We start from the raw sequence: 16,274 nt of genomic DNA, 5'->3' as shown, positions 1-16,274 counted from the left end.
ATCAAAGACAGGAGTTCACAAATGCCCTCTCGACGCGGCTTCATTGCAGGCCTGATGGCCAGCAGCATGGCCCCTTCTGCCACTTGGGCGGACGCGGGCGCGCCTGCCTATCTGTCTGCGGGCAAGGACGAACTGGGACTGTTTGTAGTCGCGGGGCTGTCTGACGCGGGCGAGGTGCTGTTTCGCCATTCCCTGCCGGATCGGGGCCATGCCGCCAGCGCCCACCCCACACGGCCCGAAGCGGTGGCCTTTGCCCGCCGTCCCGGTCGATTTGCCGATGTGATCGACTGCCGCAGCGGCGCGCAACTGGCGCGGCTGGAGCCACCGGAGGGGCATCACTTCTACGGTCACGGCGTGTTCTCCCCCGAGGGCGAGGTGATGTATACGACCGAGAATGCCTTCGAGAGCGGCGAAGGCATGATTGGCGTCTGGAACGCGCGCGACTATCGCCGCATCGGCCAGTTTCCCTCCGGCGGCATCGGCCCGCATGAGATGCTCCTGCGCCGCGACGCCCCCGGTCTTGTGGTCGCCAATGGTGGCATCGAGACCCACCCGGATACTGGCCGCGCCAAGCTCAACATCCCCTTTATGCGCCCAAACCTCAGCTATCTGAGCCTGTCGGGCGAGATACAGGAGCAGATGGAACTGCCATCGGATCTGCATAAAAACTCCATCCGCCATATCGCGGTGCGCAGCGGTGGCACCGTGGGGTTTGCCATGCAGTGGCAGGGCGATCTGGGCGCGGACGTGCCGATCGTGGGTCTGCATCACCCCGGCGACGCGCCGCGCCTGATGGCGGCGGACGCCCCGCGCCTACGCAACCTCAATGGTTATGGCGGCTCCATTGCGTTTTCCGGCGATGAGACGCAGATCGCCGTGACCTCGCCCCGGGGTGGCGTGGTGCAGGTAATGGACTGCGCCAGCGGTGCTTTGCTGGCCGAACACGCACTCCGGGATGTCTGTGGCCTTGCGACCCGGCGCGAAGGTTTTCTCGCCAGCACCGGAACAGGTGCCGTAGCGCGGATCGGCACAGAGGTCGAACACCTCGCCACCGCACCGCTGGCCTGGGACAACCATCTGATCCCGCTCACCTGAGAGCACGCAGGGCGGCCCCGACCTTCGTCCGGGCAAAACCCAGTCAAAACTCCGAGAGCAAAACCTCCGCCCCTTCCGCATCCGCGCGAGGGGCTTTCGTTTTGCACCCTACATACACGAGAACGAAATCCATACGTGACAAAACGAGTGGCACTCGCTATATGCATCTATGAAAAGGAAAGCTCATGGATGCAAGCGACCGCCAAAACGAAATCCTCTCCCTGCTCACGCAGCAGGATCGTGTCGAGGTTGAAGACCTCGCGCGCCGCTTTGGTGTCTCCTTGCAAACCGTGCGCACCGACCTGCGCGATCTGTCAGCCCGTGGCCAGTTGAGCCGCGTCCATGGCGGTGCCGTGCGCATCAGCTCCGCCGCCAATCGCGGCTATGCCGAGCGCCGCAGCCTCAATGCCAGCGGCAAACGCGCGATGGCCGCACTGGCCTCCGATGTGATCCCTGAAAACTGTTCCATCGCGCTCAATATCGGCACCTCCACCGAACAGGTGGCGCGCGCGCTCTCCGGTCACAAGGGCCTGACGGTCCTCTCCAACAATATCAACATTATCAATATGATGATGGGTATGGAGGCGCGTGATCTGATCCTTGTGGGGGGCACCATCCGCCAAAGCGACGGTGCCATTGTCGGCGAAGAGGCGGTGGAATTCATCAACCGCTACAAGGTCGACTACGCCGTCATCGGTGCCTCCGCCATGGACGCAGACGGTGCGATCCTCGACCACGACGCCCGCGAAGTCTCCGTCGCCCGCGCCATCCTCAGAAATGCCCGCACGCGCATCCTGATGTGCGACGGCAGCAAATTCGACCGCTCCGCCCCCGTGCGCATCTGCGCCCTCGCGGAGCTGGATTTTGTCATCACAGACCGCCCTGTTCCGGCAGAGTTTGCCGAGGCCGCAGCCGCGTCCGGCACCCGAATCCTGATCGCAGACGGCGGCCCCGAAACCGAAAGCAGCGAAAATGACTGATACGCCCAAGACCTCCGACATCACCGACCTGTTCATCATCGGCGGCGGCATCAACGGTTGCGGCATCGCCCGCGACGCCGCCGGTCGCGGCCTCTCCGTGACATTGGCCGAAATGAACGACCTCGCCTCAGCCACGTCCTCGGCCTCGACCAAACTGTTCCACGGCGGCCTGCGTTATCTGGAGTATTTCGAATTCCGTCTGGTGCGCGAGGCCCTGATCGAACGCGAGGTGCTGCTGCGCGCCATGCCGCATATCTCATGGCCGATGCGCTTCGTGCTGCCCTTCCACAAGGACATGCGGTTCGACAACACCACGCCGACCTCCAAACTGCTGACCACCGTCATGCCATGGATGAAAGGCCGCCGCCCGGCGTGGCTGATCCGGCTGGGCCTTTTTATGTACGACACACTCGGCAAACGCGGCATCCTGCCCGGCACCGCAACCGTGGATCTGACCACGGATGAGGCAGGCAAGCCCCTGAACTCCAAATTCAAAAAGGCGTTTGAATATTCCGACTGTTGGGTCGAGGACGCGCGCCTCGTGGTGCTCAACGCCCGCGACGCCGAGGCCCGTGGTGCCGAGATCATGACCCGCACCGAGGTTGTTAATGCCACCCGCCACGCGGATCACTGGGAAATCCACCTGAAGGATCTGGCCACCGGTGCAGAAACCACGCGCCGCGCAAAAATGCTGATCAACGCGGGCGGTCCCTGGGTGGCCGATGTGCTGCGCCAGAAGATTGGACAAAACAGCCGCGAAAACGTGCGCCTCGTGCGCGGCAGTCATATCGTGGTGCCTAAACTCTACGACCACGGGCGCTGCTACTTCTTCCAAGGGCAGGACGGGCGCATCATCTTTGCCATTCCCTATGAGGAAGATTTCACCCTCATCGGCACCACCGACGCTGATCACCCCGATCCCGAGACCAAACCCATCTGCACCGAGGAAGAGCAGGATTATCTGGTCAAATTCGCGTCAAACTATTTTGACACACCGGTGACCCGCGACCAGATCGTCTGGACCTATTCCGGCGTGCGGCCGCTCTATGATGACGGCGCCAGCTCCGCCTCTGCCGCGACACGCGAATATGTGCTGACGCTCGACAAGACACAGGCCCCGCTCCTCAATGTGTTTGGCGGCAAGATCACCACCTACCGCAAACTGGCCGAAGCGGCGCTGGATAAAATCAACGAGGTCTTCCCAAGCCTGCCTTCGGAGTGGACCGCAGGTGTGCCCCTGCCCGGCGGCGATTTCCCGGTCGAAGATGTCACCCGCTTGCGCGAAAAACTGGCGCGCGCGTATCCCTTCCTGTCGGCCTACGCCACCCGCCGCCTGATCCGCGCCTATGGCACCGAGGCCTGGACCATTCTGGGCGACGCCAAGGCGGAGAGCGATCTGGGCCAGAGCTTCGGCGCGACCATCACAGCCCGCGAGCTCGACTGGGCGATTGCCCGCGAATGGGTGCGCACGGGCGAGGATTTCCTTTGGCGGCGCACAAAACTCGGCCTGCGTCTGGACCCTGATGCGCGCACTGCGGTCGACACATACATCAAATCCCGCGTCACCGACTAACGTGACAAAAGAGAGGGGCACAGCGTCCCTCCCTCTTCTAACTCAAAATATCCCGGAGCGCGAGGCAGAGCCTCGCACCCCCGTTCACGACACACGCTGAGGTTTCAGAATTCCACGCCCTTCTGCGCCTTCACCCCGGCCCGGAAGGGATGCTTCACCTGCGCCATCTCGGTCACAAGATCGGCGATCTCGATCAGCTCTTCTTTGGCGTTGCGCCCGGTCAGCACCACATGGGTCATCGGCGGCTTATGCTCGACGAGGAACTCCAGAACCTCCTGCAAATCCAGATACTCATAGCGCAGCGCGATGTTGATCTCGTCGAGCAGCACCATGGTGTTCTTCTCATCGAGGATCATTTCCTTGGCCTTTTCCCAGCCCGCGCGGGCTGCTGCAATATCGCGGGCCTTGTCCTGAGTTTCCCAGGTAAACCCCTCGCCCATCGCGTAGAACTGGCACAGATCCGAGAAATTCTCCTCGATCAACGTGCGCTCGCCGGTCTGCCACGCGCCCTTGATGAACTGCACCACCGCCGAGGGCATGCCGTGCGCGATACAACGCATGATCATGCCGAATCCCGAGGACGACTTGCCCTTGCCGGGGCCGGTGTGAACGATGATCAGACCCTTTTCGCCATCCTTGGTTTTCATCATCCGATCACGGGCGGCCTTTTTCTTGGCCATCTTGGAGGCATGGCGTGCCGCTTCTTCGTCCGAGATGTCGGTTTCGCTACTTGCGCTGGTCTGATCGCTCACGGGGTCGCTCCTGCTGTTTGGCCCCATGTCTTGACAAAGAGTGCCCCCATGGCGCAAGGGATTTTCGTTGGTTCCCGAAGGTGACACCCTTCGGGCGAAGAGGGAATGTGACAAGGCACGCCGCAGCGCGCCCCAAGCACAGCCGCCCCCGCGACCGTGACCGGAGAGGTCTCCCGACGCCACTGGCGCCCCCAAGGGGTGGCACCGGGAAGGCGGGACGACCGTCAGCGCCCGACCCGGGTCTGGCATCCGCAAGCCGGGAGACCTGCCAGCGCGTGTGAAACCGGCGGACGGGGTGTGCCGCGACCGGTTGAGGGCCTGCCACACGTGGCACGCGCCCCCATCTGGCCTGCCCCGCCTCGCCGCTGAGGAGGAGAAAAGGCCGCATGGGAGAGACCCCCAGCCAGAGCCCGGAGCCGGTCGTTCTGACCGTCTGCACCACCTGTCGCCAGACCGGCAGCGATCCCGAAGCCATGCGCCCCGGCCGCATCCTTGCAGACCGTCTTGCGGGCAGCGCGCTGCCCGAAGGCGTCACCGTGCGCGGGGTCGAGTGCCTCTCGGCGTGCTCGCGGTCCTGCACGTTGCATCTCTCCGGTGGCCCTGCCCGCTGGAGCTATATCTACGGCGATCTCGACCCGGATGCCCATCTTGAGGATATCCTCGCCGGTGCGGCCGCCTATGCCTCGACCGAGGATGGGTTTGTGCCATGGCGCGAACGCCCGGTGGTGTTTCGCAAACAATCCATCGCCCGCATTCCGCCCGTCTCCATGCCAAGCGTCGCGCTGACCCCGACACCCGCACCGGAGCGTCGCGACTCTTCCAATGACACCCCAGACACACCTGCCACCGAGCTTGCGCAGGATTGACCCGAAAGGCCCATTTCACATGACCACATTGAACAAGATCCCCGTCACCGTCATCACCGGCTTTCTGGGGGCTGGCAAAACCACTCTGATCCGTCACCTGATGCAGAACCCGCAGGGCAAGCGCCTTGCCGTGGTGGTGAATGAATTCGGCACCGCCGGTGTCGATGGCGACATCCTGAAATCCTGCGCCGACGAGAGCTGCCCGGCGGAAAACATCATGGAACTCGCCAACGGCTGCATCTGCTGCACCGTGGCCGATGATTTCATCCCCACCATCGAGAGCCTGATGGCGCTGCCCGAGCCGCCCGAGCATATCGTCATTGAAACCTCCGGTCTGGCGCTGCCAAAGCCGCTCCTGAAAGCCTTCGACTGGCCCGCGATCCGCTCGCGCATCACCGTGGACGGGGTGATCGCCCTGGCCGATGCCGAGGCCGTTGCCAAGGGCCAGTTCGCGCCGGATCTGGACGCCGTGCAGGCCCAGCGCGAGGCGGACGACAGCCTTGATCATGAAACACCGCTGTCCGAGGTCTTTGAAGATCAGATTTCCTGCGCGGATATCGTGCTGTTGTCCAAGGCCGATCTGGCCGGTGAGGCTGGTGTCGAGAAAGCCCGCGCAGTGATCGAATCTGAGGCCCCGCGCAAGCTGCCGATCCTGCCGATGACCGAGGGCGTGATCGACCCACGCGTGATCCTTGGCCTGGGGGCCGCCGCAGAAGACGACCTTGATGCCCGCCCCAGCCATCACGACGGCCATCACGATCACGAACATGACGATTTTGAGTCCATCGTGGTCGAAATGGGCGAAGTCTCCGATCCCGAAGACCTGCAAAAACGGATCATCGAGATGGCCCGCGCCCGCAACATCCTGCGGGTGAAGGGCTATGTGGCCGTGGAAGGAAAACCGATGCGAATGCTGGTACAAGCGGTGGGCGAACGCCTGCGCGCGCAATACGACCAACCCTGGGGCGCGCAGGAGCGCAAGACCCAGCTGGTGGTGATCGCCGAGCATGATAACATCGACACAGCAGGCATCCACGCCGACCTCGGGGCCTGAGTTTCTATGCGGGCGAAGTGGAAACACATCGTTTTCGTCCGGCCGAGAGGCCGGGCAGCCCCCGACCGCCCCCCCGGGCGGGGGCTTCTCCCCCACCCGCGGTCCGGGGCTATCCTCGGCGTGTCCAAACGGAGCTAACCTCATGCACGTCGTCTTCCGCGAAAGCCACGGGCTCGGAGAAACAGACACCCCCTATGACGTCGGGCAAACCCCCGGCGATCTGGTGGTGCTGTCCTTTTCCGACAGCGACCTTGGCGCCTTTGCGGCGGGCTGGCACCGCGCGGACGGCAAACTTCCCTCCACTCGGCTTGCCAATCTGGTGGCGCTCAAACACCCGCTCTCCGTCGATGTCTACGCCGAACAGACGCTGGAGGGCGCAAAGGGTGTCTTGGTCCGGCTGATCGGTGGTGAGAGCTACTGGTCCTACGGTCTGGCCACGCTTCAGGATCTCGCCTGGCGCAAGGGCATCGCGCTGGCGATCCTGCCCGCCGACGGTCAGGAAGATCCGCGCCTTGATGAGCTGTCCACCCTGCCGGTTTCCACCCTGCGCCGCCTTCAGGCGCTGTGCGATGCGGGCGGTGCTGTCGCGGCGCAGGCGGCGCTGGCGCAGCTGGCGTTGGCCTCTGGCCTTTATGCCAGCCCGGTGATCGGCAAGAAAACCGTGCCGGATTTCGGGTTCTACGACCCCGACCGGGGCGCGCTGGATGCGCTGCCCGAGATCGACAAACCCCTGGTGCTGGTCAGTTTCTATCGCTCCTATCTGACGTCTGCCGACACCGCCCCTGTAGATGCGATGATCCACAGCCTGCGCGCGCGCGGGTATGCCGCCTATGGGGTTTTCGCGCCGAGCCTCAAGGTCCCCGACGCGGTCGACTGGCTGCGCGCGGAACTGCCCGCCCTGAACCCCGCCGCGCTCATCAACGCCACCGCCTTTTCCGCGCAGGGGCGCGATGGCAGCGCCTCCCCGCTGAGCCTCACGGGCTGTCCGGTGTTTCAGGTGGCGCTGTCCACCGCCCGGCGCAAGGATTGGGATCTGGCGGATCGCGGCCTGTCGCCTGCGGATCTGGCCATGCATGTGGTCCTGCCAGAGGTGGACGGTCGGCTGTTTGCCGGTGTTGTCAGCTTCAAATCCCCCACCAAGCGCGACCCCGATCTGGAATATTCCCGTTTCACCCATCGCACCGATCCGGAACGAGTAGCGGCGGCGTTGGATCGCATCGAGGCGCATCTGCGGCTCGCCCGTCAAGCGCCTGCCGACAAACGCCTCGCGCTGGTGCTCTCGACCTATCCGGGGCGCGATTACAACCTCGCTCACGCGGTGGGGCTGGACGCGCTGGCCTCAACGTCCGAGATTTTGCGCGCCCTTGCGACCGAGGGCTATGACGTCACGGCCGAGGCAGACCTTGGCGCGCGCCTCTCGGATGAGACGCTGACATGGCCGCTCTCGGACTATCTCGCAGCGCTCGACCGCCTGCCCGCCCGCTTGCGCAAGGATCTCACCGCGGCTTGGGGCGCGCCCGAGCAGGACCCCGCGATCAGGGACGGCCTCGTGCACTTTCGCGCGCTACGCGCGGGCAAGGCACTGATCGCGCTGCAACCCGAACGCGGTGACGTGCAATCCCGCGATGACGAGTATCACGACCTCGACCGCACGCCGCGCCATGGCTATGTCGCCTTCTATCTCTGGCTCCGGACGCAAGCAGATGCGCTGGTGCATGTGGGTGCCCATGGCACGCTGGAGTGGCTGCCGGGCAAAGCGGTGGCACTCTCGGCGCAGTGCTGGCCCGAGGTGCTGGCGGGTGATCTGCCGGTAATCTATCCGTTTATCGTCAATGATCCGGGCGAGGCCGCGCAGGCCAAACGCCGCATCGGTGCCATCACTCTGGGCCACATGCCGCCGCCTTTGGCACAGACCACGCTGCTCGACGGGATGACGCGGCTTGAAAGCCTCCTGGATGAATATTCCACAGCCGACGGGTTGGATCCCGCGCGCCGTGACCGGCTGATCGCCGACATCCGGGCCGAGGCGCAGGGCACCGGCGTCGAAGAAGACTTGGGCATCCCCGCCGACGCCTCGGCGGCAGAGGCGATCACCCGCATCGACCGTTTTGTCTGCGACATCAAGGAAAGCCAATACGGCGAAGGTCTGCATATCTTTGGCGAGGGCGATCACGGCGCGGCAGAGTTGCGCGGGGTGCTGGATGCGCTGGCGGGCAAGCTGGTCTCCCCCGGCCCGTCCGGGTCGCCCTACCGGGGGCGCTCGGATGTGATGCCCACGGGGCGCAACCTCTTTACCACGGATCCCCGCGCGGTACCGTCGCGGGCGGCGCAGGCGCAAGGGGTCAAGCTGGCAGAAGAGCTGCTGCGCCGCCACCTGCAGGACCATGGCGACTGGCCGCGCGGGTTGGTGGTGGATCTCTGGGGCTCTGCCACCATGCGCACGGCGGGCGAGGAATTCGCCATGGCGCTGCATCTTGCGGGTCTTGCCCCGCAATGGGACGCAGGATCCGAGCGTGTTTCGGGCTTTGAAATCATCCCGCTGGCCCTTCTGGGCCGTCCGCGCATCGACGTGACGCTTCGGGTGTCCGGCCTGTTTCGCGACGTGTTTCCCGGCCTTGCCCAAATGTTCGAAGCCGCCGCCGCCGCGTTGAGCGCCCGCGAAGAAGACCCAAGTGACAACCCCTACCTCAAGACCACGCCGCGCGTCTTTGGCCCCAAGCCCGGGCTATACGGCCTTGGGATGACCCAGCATCTTGATGACTACTCCGATGAGGCCCGCGCGGCAGCGGGCGAGGCTTGGCTTGCGGCCTCATCGCATGCGATTGACGCAAAAGGGGACATCCACGAGGCGCGCGCCGCGCTTGAGGATCGACTGCACAGCGCAGACAGCTTTGTACATCTGCAAGATCTGGCGGAAACGGATGTTCTGGTCGCCTCGGACTATGCCGCCCATGAAGCAGGCTTTGCCGCCGCGATGAAGCGTCTGGGCGCCGAGGCCCCGGCGCTCTATCACATGGACGCCACCCGTCTGGACCGCCCGCAGGCGCGCAGCCTGCAGGAGGAAATCGCCCGGGTCACCCGCGCCCGTGCCTCTGACCCGCATTGGGCGACCTCAATGATGAACCACGGCTTTCGCGGCGCGGCAGAGATTGCGGCAACGCTGGATCACATGGCGGCCTTTGCGCATCTGGCCCAGGTGGTGCCTACGCATCTCTTTGACCTTTATTTCGAGGCCACACTGGGCCGCGACGATCTGGTGGCATTTCTGGAGCGCGAAAACCCCGCTGCCCTTCAGGCCATGCGGGATCGGTTCAACGCTCTGCGCGATGCAGGGCTGTGGGTGACGCGGCGCAATTCGATCCTTGCCACGCTTGAGGGCGCAGCATGAGCTCCGCCCCCAAGGTCTATGGCTGGTGCCCCGGCGCGCTGAGGCCGATGATGTCCGGCGACGGGCTGGTGGTGCGCATCCGCGCGCCACTGGGGCGGCTCACGTCTGAGCAGGCCAAGGCCGTCGCGGATCTCTCCATACGCTACGGCAATGGCATTCTTGATCTCTCGGCGCGGGCGAACCTGCAAATGCGCGGCGTCCGCGAGGACAGCCATCCCGCCCTGATCGCTGCGCTTCAGGATCTCGGGTTGGTGGACCAGGACGCGCGCGCTGAGGCACGCCGCAATATCCTCATGACGCCCTTCTGGGCTGAAGGAGACCGCAGCCACCATATCGCCCTGGCGTTGACAGAGGGCCTCGCACAGGCAGAGGACTTGCCCCTGCCCGGCAAGTTCGGCTTTGCGGTGGACGCAGGTCCGGCTCCCGCGTTGCAAGGCACCGCTGCCGATATCCGCATTGAGGGTGCAGGCGACAGGCTGACCTTGCGCGCAGACGGTGCCTATGTGGCGCTGGAGGTGTGCAAAGACAATGCCGCAGCCGAGGCGCTGACCCTCGCGCGCTGGTTCCTTGACCAAGGCGGCGCGTCGGAGGGCCGGGGCCGGATGCACGCCCTGCTCGCGCGCCGCGCAGCCCCCGCATCGCATACCGCAGGTGTCGCAAGAGGCGCTTCGCGGCCCGCCCCCGGCCAGACCCGCAGCGGCGCATTGGTTGCGCTGGAGTTTGGCCAGATCAGCGCCGAGACCTTCGCCGCGCTTGCCGATCTCGGCCCGCTGCGCCTCACCCCCTGGCGAATGCTGCTGATCGAAAACGCCCAAGACATCGCGCCCTTGCCCGGCCTGATCCACAGCGCAACGAATCCGCGCCTGCGGGTGAGCGCGTGCACCGGCGCGCCCGGGTGCTTGCAGGCGCTCTCTGAAACCCGCGCGCTGGCCCGCGACCTCGCCCCGCATCTGCCGGAGGGCACCAGCCTGCACGTCTCGGGCTGCGCCAAGGGCTGCGCCCATCCCAAACCTGCCGATGTGACCTTGACCGCCACCGGCACAGACCGCTTTGACCTTGTTCGCAATGGCCGTGCAAACGACCGCCCCTTGCGTTCTGATCTCTCTGCGCGCACCCTGCGCGCTGCGCCGCACCTTCTGACGAAAGACACCTGACATGCTGCACACCTATGAGACCGATGGCGCCAAGATCTATGCCGAGAGCTTTGCCACCATCCGCAACGAGGCCAACCTCGCCCGTTTCACCAAAGACGAGGAGGTGGTGGCCGTGCGCATGATCCACGCCGCAGGCATGGTGGGGCTGGAGGAGCATGTGCAATTCTCAGACGGGATGGCCGAAACCGCCCGCGCGGCACTGGCGAAAGGCGCACCGATCCTCTGTGATGCTTATATGGTCTCCGAGGGGATCACCCGCCCGCGCCTGCCTGCCGACAATGAGGTGATCTGCACCCTGCGTGACCCCAAAGTGCCGGAAATGGCCCGCGAGATGGGCAACACCCGCTCGGCGGCCGCGCTGGAACTCTGGCGTCCGAAACTCGACGGGGCCGTGGTCGCGATCGGCAATGCCCCCACCGCGCTGTTTCATCTGCTGAACATGCTCAAAGACCCTGCCTGTCCGCGCCCTGCCGCAATCATCGGCTGCCCTGTAGGCTTTGTCGGCGCCCGCGAATCCAAGGAGGCGCTGATGGAGGATCTGCCGGTGCCCGCGATGATCGTCAAAGGCCGCCTTGGGGGCTCTGCCATCACGGTTGCCGCAGTGAATGCGCTGGCATCGTGGAAAGAATGACCATGAACGCGCCCAAAACCGGCAAAGTCATCTGCGCAGGCCTCGGCCCCGGCGATCCGGACCTGATGAGCGTCAAGAGCTGGCGCGCGCTGCAAAGCGCGACCCATGTGGCCTATTTCCGCAAGGCAGGCCGCGCAGGGCAGGCCCGCGCCATCGTCGACGGCATCCTGCCCGCAGGCGTCACCGAATACCCGATGGAATATCCGGTCACCACCGAGATCCATTTCTCCGATCCCGAGTATAACCGCCAATTGGCCGCGTTTTATGACCAATGGGCCGACACATTGGCCGAGATTGCGGCGACGGACACGGTGGTGGTGCTCTGCGAGGGCGATCCCTTCCTTTATGGGTCGTTCATGCATCTGCACACCCGCCTTGAGGGCCGCGCAGAGGTGGAAATCATCCCCGGCATCACCGGCATGTCCGGTTGCTGGACCGCCACCGGCCAGCCGATCACCTGGGGTGATGATGTTCTGACCGTGGCGATGGCAACCCTCTCGGAAGAAGAACTAACCAAACGCATCCGGGAAACGGACGCGCTGGTGGTCATGAAAATCGGCCGCAACCTGCCCAAGCTGCGCCGTGCGCTTGAGGCTGCGGGCCGACTTCAGGACGCATGGCTGGTGGAGCGCGGCACCATGCCGACCCAGACGGTGCAAAAGCTCACCGAGATCACTGGCGATGTGCCCTATTTCTCCATCGTGCTCTTGCACGGGCAAGGACGTCGCCCATGAATGACGCGCAAAAAGGCTGGGTGGTGATCGCGGGGCTTGGCCCCGGTGACGAGCGCATGGTGATCCCCGAGGTGCAGGAAGTTCTGGCCGAGGCCACAGACGTGGTTGGCTATATCCCCTACGTGGAGCGCATCGCGCCGCGCGCTGGCCTGACGCTCCATGCCAGCGACAACCGGGTTGAGGTGGACCGCGCCACGCAGGCCCTGCAGATGGCGGCAGAGGGCAAACGCGTTGTGGTGGTCTCCTCCGGCGATCCGGGGGTTTTTGCCATGGCATCGGCGGTGTTTGAAGCACTGGAAGACGGGTCCAAGGCGCAGCCCGCGTGGCTCGACCTGGACATCCGGGTGCTGCCCGGCATCACCGCCATGCTGGCGGGCGCAGCGGCGATCGGCGCGCCGCTGGGGCATGATTTTGCGGCGATCAACCTCAGCGACAATCTGAAACCGTGGGAGCTGATCGAACGCCGGTTGCAGCTTGTGGGTGAGGCAGGTCTGGCGATGGCCTTTTACAACCCGCGCTCCAAATCCCGCCCGCATCAGTTTGCCCGCGCACTGGACGTGCTGCGCGCGGCCTGTGGCGCGGACACCCTGATTACCTTCGCCCGTGATGTTACCAAACCGGGGCAGGAGATCCTCACCGTACCGCTCAAGGATGCCCGGCCAGAGATGGCGGACATGCGTACCGTGGTGATCGTCGGCAATCGCGACACGCGACGCGTGGGGCCTTATGTCTACACCCCGCGCTTTGCACCCGGTCACCAACCCGGTCATCAAACCGGGCAGCCCCCGACCGACAAGGACACCTAAGCGCCGTGCTCGAGCCAGCGCATCACCTCAGCGACAGTGCCCAGCACCGGGCGTGCGGGCACCTTGGGCCGGTCGATCATCACGACCGGCACGGAGAGCGCGCGCGCGGCACTCAGCTTGGCCTCGGCACCTGCGCCACCGGCGTTTTTGGCCACAACATGCGTGATCTTGTGCTGGCGCATCAGGGCCTCATCGCCCGTCGCTTCAAACGGTCCTCGCGCCACAATGACGGTGGCATCGGGCAAGGGCAGCGGTGCCTCCGGCGCATCCACCAGCCGCAGCAGATAGTGGTTTTTGGGCTTTGCCGCGAATTCCGCCACATGTTGCTTGCCGATGGCCAGAAACACCCGCGCGCCGGCCTCTGGCAGGGCGGCGACGGCACCCGCCATATCCGCCACATGAACCCAGTGATCGCCCGGCTTCGACTGCCATGCAGGACGTTCAAAGGCCACCAGCCCCACCCCCGCCTCAGCGCAGGCCCGCACCGCGTTAGTGCTCATCTGCGCGGCAAAGGGATGGGTGGCATCGATCACATGGGTGATCCCCTCGCGGCGCAGATAATCGACCAGCCCGGACACGCCCCCAAACCCGCCGATACGGCAGGGCAACGGCTGCTCTGCCGGGCGCGCGGTCCGGCCTGCGTAGGAGAACACCGCCTGACGCCCGGCCACCGGATCGTCCGAAACCCAGGCTTGCGCCAAATGCGCCGCCAGATGCGAGGCTTCGGTGGTGCCGCCCAGAAGCAGGAGCTTGGTCATGTCTGATCCTCTGACAAAGGGCGGAGCACGCCCATGGCTGACCCTGATCGGGCTCGGGGAAAATGGCCCCGAAGGGCTGTCGGATGCAAGCCGTGCAGCCCTTCGGGCCGCAGAAATCATCATCGGCGGGCCGCGTCATCTGGAACTGGTCGATGCAGGCGTACGCGGGCAGGTCTGGCCCGTACCGTTTTCCACCGCGCCGGTGCTGGCCGCACGCGGGCGCGCGACGGTGGTTCTGGCGTCGGGCGATCCCTTCTGGCACGGCGCAGGCGGCAGCCTGCTGCGCGATCTGGACCGCTGCGAGTGGACGTCCCATCCGGCGCCCTCCTGCTTTGCGCTGGCCGCCAATGCGCTAGGGTGGAAGCTGGAGGACACGCTCTGCCTGGGTCTGCATGCCGCGCCCCATGCGCGCCTGCGCCCGATTTTGGGCCGTGGCACCCAAGTGATCTGCACCCTGCGCGATGGCACGGCGGCGGCGGAACTGGCTGCCTATCTTTGCGAGATCGGCTTTGGCACCAGCGCGATCACCGTGCTGGAGCGCCTTGGCGGACCACGGGAGCGCATCCGCACGACCACCGCCCAAGGGTTTGACCTTACCGACATTGACGCCCCCGTCGTGGCGGCACTCACGGCATCAGGCTCGGGCCTGCCGCAGGCATCCGGCCTTGAGGATACACTCTTTGCCAGTGACGGGCAGATCACCAAACGCCCCATCCGAGCGCTGACGCTCTCGGCCCTTGCCCCGCGCGTGGGCGAACATCTGTGGGATATTGGCGGCGGATCGGGATCTGTCTCGGTGGAGTGGTGCCTTGCGGCCCGAGGGGCCACGGCAACCACATTTGAGGCCCGCGCCGATCGGCTGGAGAATATTCGCCGCAACGCCAAAGACTTCGGTCTGGCGCATCGCCTGACAGCCCTTGAGGGCCGCGCGCCGGAAGTATTGGAGGGCCATTCCTCGCCCGATTGCGTGTTTATCGGCGGCGGAGGGTCGCAGGCCCTCATTGACCACCTCTGGCAGATCCTGCCCGCAAGCACGCGCCTTGTTGCCAATGGTGTAACGCTGGAGACTGAGATCTTGCTGATGCAGGCTCATGCCACCCATGGTGGGCATTTGCTCAAGGCGGAAATCGCCGAAGCTGGCCCCTTGGGCACCATGCGCGGTTGGGAACGTGCCCGCCCCGTGATCCAGTGGAGCGTTACCCGATGATGATCGCAGGCTTTGGCTTTTCCAACCGCGCCAGCGAGGCAAGCCTTGCGGAGGCTTACACTGCGCTGCAAACGCGCCCGGATCGGGTGGTGACCCTGCGTGCCAAGGCCGATAGCCCCGTGTTTCGCGCCTTTGTGCTGGCACAAAACCTCACGGTCGAGACCCTTGATGAGGACCAGATCGCCGGGGTCCCGACCCCCACCCTTTCGCCGCGTATCCATGCGCGGTTCAACACCGGATCGGTGGCCGAAGCCTGCGCCCTTGTGGCAGCGGGCGCAGGCGCGCGGCTGATCCAGAGACGATGTGTGACCACGGACGGGCTTGCCACCGTGGCGCTTGCGGAGATGATAGAGAGATGACCGTTCATTTCATTGGTGCCGGACCGGGTGCCGCCGACCTGATTACCCTGCGCGGGCGCGACCTGATCGCGGCCTGTCCGGTGTGCCTTTATGCTGGCTCTCTGGTGCCCGAAGCGCTGCTCAGCCATTGCCCAGAGGGGGCCAAAATCATCAACACCGCGCCGCTGTCGCTGGATGAAATCATGGCAGAGATCGCCAGTGCCCACGCCGCCGGACAGGATATTGCGCGGCTTCACTCCGGGGATCTGTCGGTCTGGTCCGCCATGGGCGAACAGCTGCGCCGCCTGCGCGATCTGAATATTCCCTATGACATCACCCCCGGTGTACCTGCCTTTGCGGCTGGTGCGGCGGCGCTGGGGACTGAACTCACGCTGCCCGGCGTGGCACAATCGCTGGTGCTCACGCGCACGTCGGGGCGCGCCTCGGCGATGCCCGAAGGCGAGACGCTGGAGAATTTCGCCGCCACCGGCGCAACGCTTGCGATCCATCTGTCGGTGCATGTGCTGGACGATGTGGTGGCACGGCTCACGCCCGCCTATGGCGCGGAGTGTCCGGTGGCCATCGTCTGGCGCGCCAGTTGGCCGGATCAGAAGATCGTCAAGGCAACGCTTGGGTCCATTATCGAGGCGACCGAGGGCGCGCGCGGACGCACCGCGCTGATCCTCGTGGGCCACGCCCTGGGCGCAGAGGATTTCGCCGAAAGCTGCCTGTATGGTGCGGATTATGACCGCCGCTATCGTCCGCAAAGTGCCGACAGCCCGTGGTCGGAATGGAGCGAAGGGGATGATTGATCGCGTGATGTGGAACACCAAGGACCGCGCCCGAGCCTGGGTGGGTGCGAAAGCGCCCTCCCGGGGGGAGGGTCGGGCGCTGTCCGGCCTTTCGGCCGGACGGGACTTGCCGGTGCGCAGGGAGGC

Annotated in this window: 15 protein-coding genes and 1 riboswitch; of the genes, 13 read left to right on the top strand and 2 right to left on the bottom strand. The window is 65.2% G+C overall.

Going from position 1 to position 16,274, the window contains the following annotated elements:
- The first annotated feature begins 21 nt into the window (after nucleotides 1-21).
- From MHM97_RS13935 to glpD, 3 genes are all read left to right on the top strand, one after another.
- Nucleotides 22-1,095: a DUF1513 domain-containing protein gene (locus tag MHM97_RS13935; protein WP_239322980.1), complete on the top strand. Its 1,074-nt coding sequence runs from the start codon at nucleotides 22-24 to the stop codon at nucleotides 1,093-1,095.
- 185 nt (nucleotides 1,096-1,280) lie between these two features.
- Entirely contained in the window at nucleotides 1,281-2,075 is a 795-nt protein-coding gene (locus MHM97_RS13930; RefSeq protein ID WP_239322979.1) for a DeoR/GlpR family DNA-binding transcription regulator, read from the top strand.
- Nucleotides 2,068-3,648, top strand: a complete 1,581-nt coding sequence (gene glpD, locus MHM97_RS13925; RefSeq protein WP_239322978.1) for a glycerol-3-phosphate dehydrogenase — start codon at nucleotides 2,068-2,070, stop codon at nucleotides 3,646-3,648. The genes MHM97_RS13930 and glpD overlap by 8 nt, the downstream gene beginning before the upstream one ends.
- 104 nt (nucleotides 3,649-3,752) lie before the next feature.
- On the opposite strand, the gene cobO is transcribed toward glpD, so the two are convergent.
- Nucleotides 3,753-4,427, bottom strand: a complete 675-nt coding sequence (gene cobO / locus MHM97_RS13920; RefSeq protein WP_239322977.1) for a cob(I)yrinic acid a,c-diamide adenosyltransferase — start codon at nucleotides 4,425-4,427, stop codon at nucleotides 3,753-3,755.
- Nucleotides 4,428-4,451: 24 nt separating this feature from the next.
- Nucleotides 4,452-4,687: riboswitch (cobalamin riboswitch) on the top strand.
- A 99-nt stretch (nucleotides 4,688-4,786) separates the two neighbouring features.
- Here cobO and MHM97_RS13915 point away from each other — a divergent pair.
- The 7 genes from MHM97_RS13915 (at nucleotide 4,787) to cobJ (ending at nucleotide 13,033) form a co-directional block, all read left to right on the top strand.
- Nucleotides 4,787-5,266 carry a DUF1636 family protein gene (locus MHM97_RS13915; RefSeq protein WP_239322976.1) on the top strand — a complete coding sequence of 160 codons (480 nt, stop codon included), beginning with the start codon at nucleotides 4,787-4,789 and terminating at the stop codon, nucleotides 5,264-5,266.
- Between the two features lie 19 nt (nucleotides 5,267-5,285).
- Nucleotides 5,286-6,320 (top strand): cobalamin biosynthesis protein CobW, encoded by a 1,035-nt coding sequence (gene cobW, locus MHM97_RS13910; RefSeq protein ID WP_239322975.1) that lies wholly within the window; start codon nucleotides 5,286-5,288, stop codon nucleotides 6,318-6,320.
- A 142-nt stretch (nucleotides 6,321-6,462) separates the two neighbouring features.
- Complete coding sequence (gene cobN / locus MHM97_RS13905; protein WP_239322974.1) at nucleotides 6,463-9,708, top strand: cobaltochelatase subunit CobN; 3,246 nt, start codon at nucleotides 6,463-6,465, stop codon at nucleotides 9,706-9,708.
- Entirely contained in the window at nucleotides 9,705-10,862 is a 1,158-nt protein-coding gene (gene cobG, locus MHM97_RS13900) for a precorrin-3B synthase (protein ID WP_239322973.1), read from the top strand. The genes cobN and cobG overlap by 4 nt, the downstream gene beginning before the upstream one ends.
- Nucleotide 10,863: 1 nt before the next feature.
- Nucleotides 10,864-11,493, top strand: coding sequence for a precorrin-8X methylmutase (locus MHM97_RS13895; protein ID WP_225262089.1), 630 nt, complete (start codon nucleotides 10,864-10,866; stop codon nucleotides 11,491-11,493).
- Nucleotides 11,494-11,495: 2 nt separating this feature from the next.
- Nucleotides 11,496-12,227 carry a precorrin-2 C(20)-methyltransferase gene (locus MHM97_RS13890; protein ID WP_370645732.1) on the top strand — a complete coding sequence of 244 codons (732 nt, stop codon included), beginning with the start codon at nucleotides 11,496-11,498 and terminating at the stop codon, nucleotides 12,225-12,227.
- Nucleotides 12,224-13,033: a precorrin-3B C(17)-methyltransferase gene (gene cobJ, locus MHM97_RS13885; protein WP_239322971.1), complete on the top strand. Its 810-nt coding sequence runs from the start codon at nucleotides 12,224-12,226 to the stop codon at nucleotides 13,031-13,033. Before MHM97_RS13890 ends, cobJ begins: the two co-directional genes overlap by 4 nt.
- Here the strand turns inward: cobJ and MHM97_RS13880 are convergent.
- Nucleotides 13,030-13,791: a cobalt-precorrin-6A reductase gene (locus tag MHM97_RS13880; protein ID WP_239322970.1), complete on the bottom strand. Its 762-nt coding sequence runs from the start codon at nucleotides 13,789-13,791 to the stop codon at nucleotides 13,030-13,032. The two genes, cobJ and MHM97_RS13880, sit on opposite strands and share 4 nt — an antisense overlap.
- On the opposite strand from MHM97_RS13880, the gene cbiE reads away from it, so the two are divergent.
- The 3 genes from cbiE to cobM are packed head-to-tail and all read left to right on the top strand — an operon-like array spanning nucleotide 13,790 to nucleotide 16,148.
- A complete protein-coding gene (gene cbiE, locus MHM97_RS13875) occupies nucleotides 13,790-14,998 on the top strand; it encodes a precorrin-6y C5,15-methyltransferase (decarboxylating) subunit CbiE (protein WP_239322969.1) in 1,209 nt (402 codons plus the stop codon). The two genes, MHM97_RS13880 and cbiE, sit on opposite strands and share 2 nt — an antisense overlap.
- Nucleotides 14,995-15,357: a cobalamin biosynthesis protein gene (locus MHM97_RS13870; protein WP_239322968.1), complete on the top strand. Its 363-nt coding sequence runs from the start codon at nucleotides 14,995-14,997 to the stop codon at nucleotides 15,355-15,357. Before cbiE ends, MHM97_RS13870 begins: the two co-directional genes overlap by 4 nt.
- Nucleotides 15,354-16,148: a precorrin-4 C(11)-methyltransferase gene (gene cobM, locus MHM97_RS13865; protein ID WP_239322967.1), complete on the top strand. Its 795-nt coding sequence runs from the start codon at nucleotides 15,354-15,356 to the stop codon at nucleotides 16,146-16,148. Before MHM97_RS13870 ends, cobM begins: the two co-directional genes overlap by 4 nt.
- The last annotated feature ends 126 nt before the right edge of the window (nucleotides 16,149-16,274 follow it).

This window comes from Epibacterium sp. Ofav1-8 (assembly GCF_022348185.1).
In the GTDB taxonomy this organism is placed as follows: domain Bacteria; phylum Pseudomonadota; class Alphaproteobacteria; order Rhodobacterales; family Rhodobacteraceae; genus Epibacterium.
Note: the sequence above shows the minus strand (reverse complement) of the source record. Positions and strands in the feature narration are given on the sequence as shown.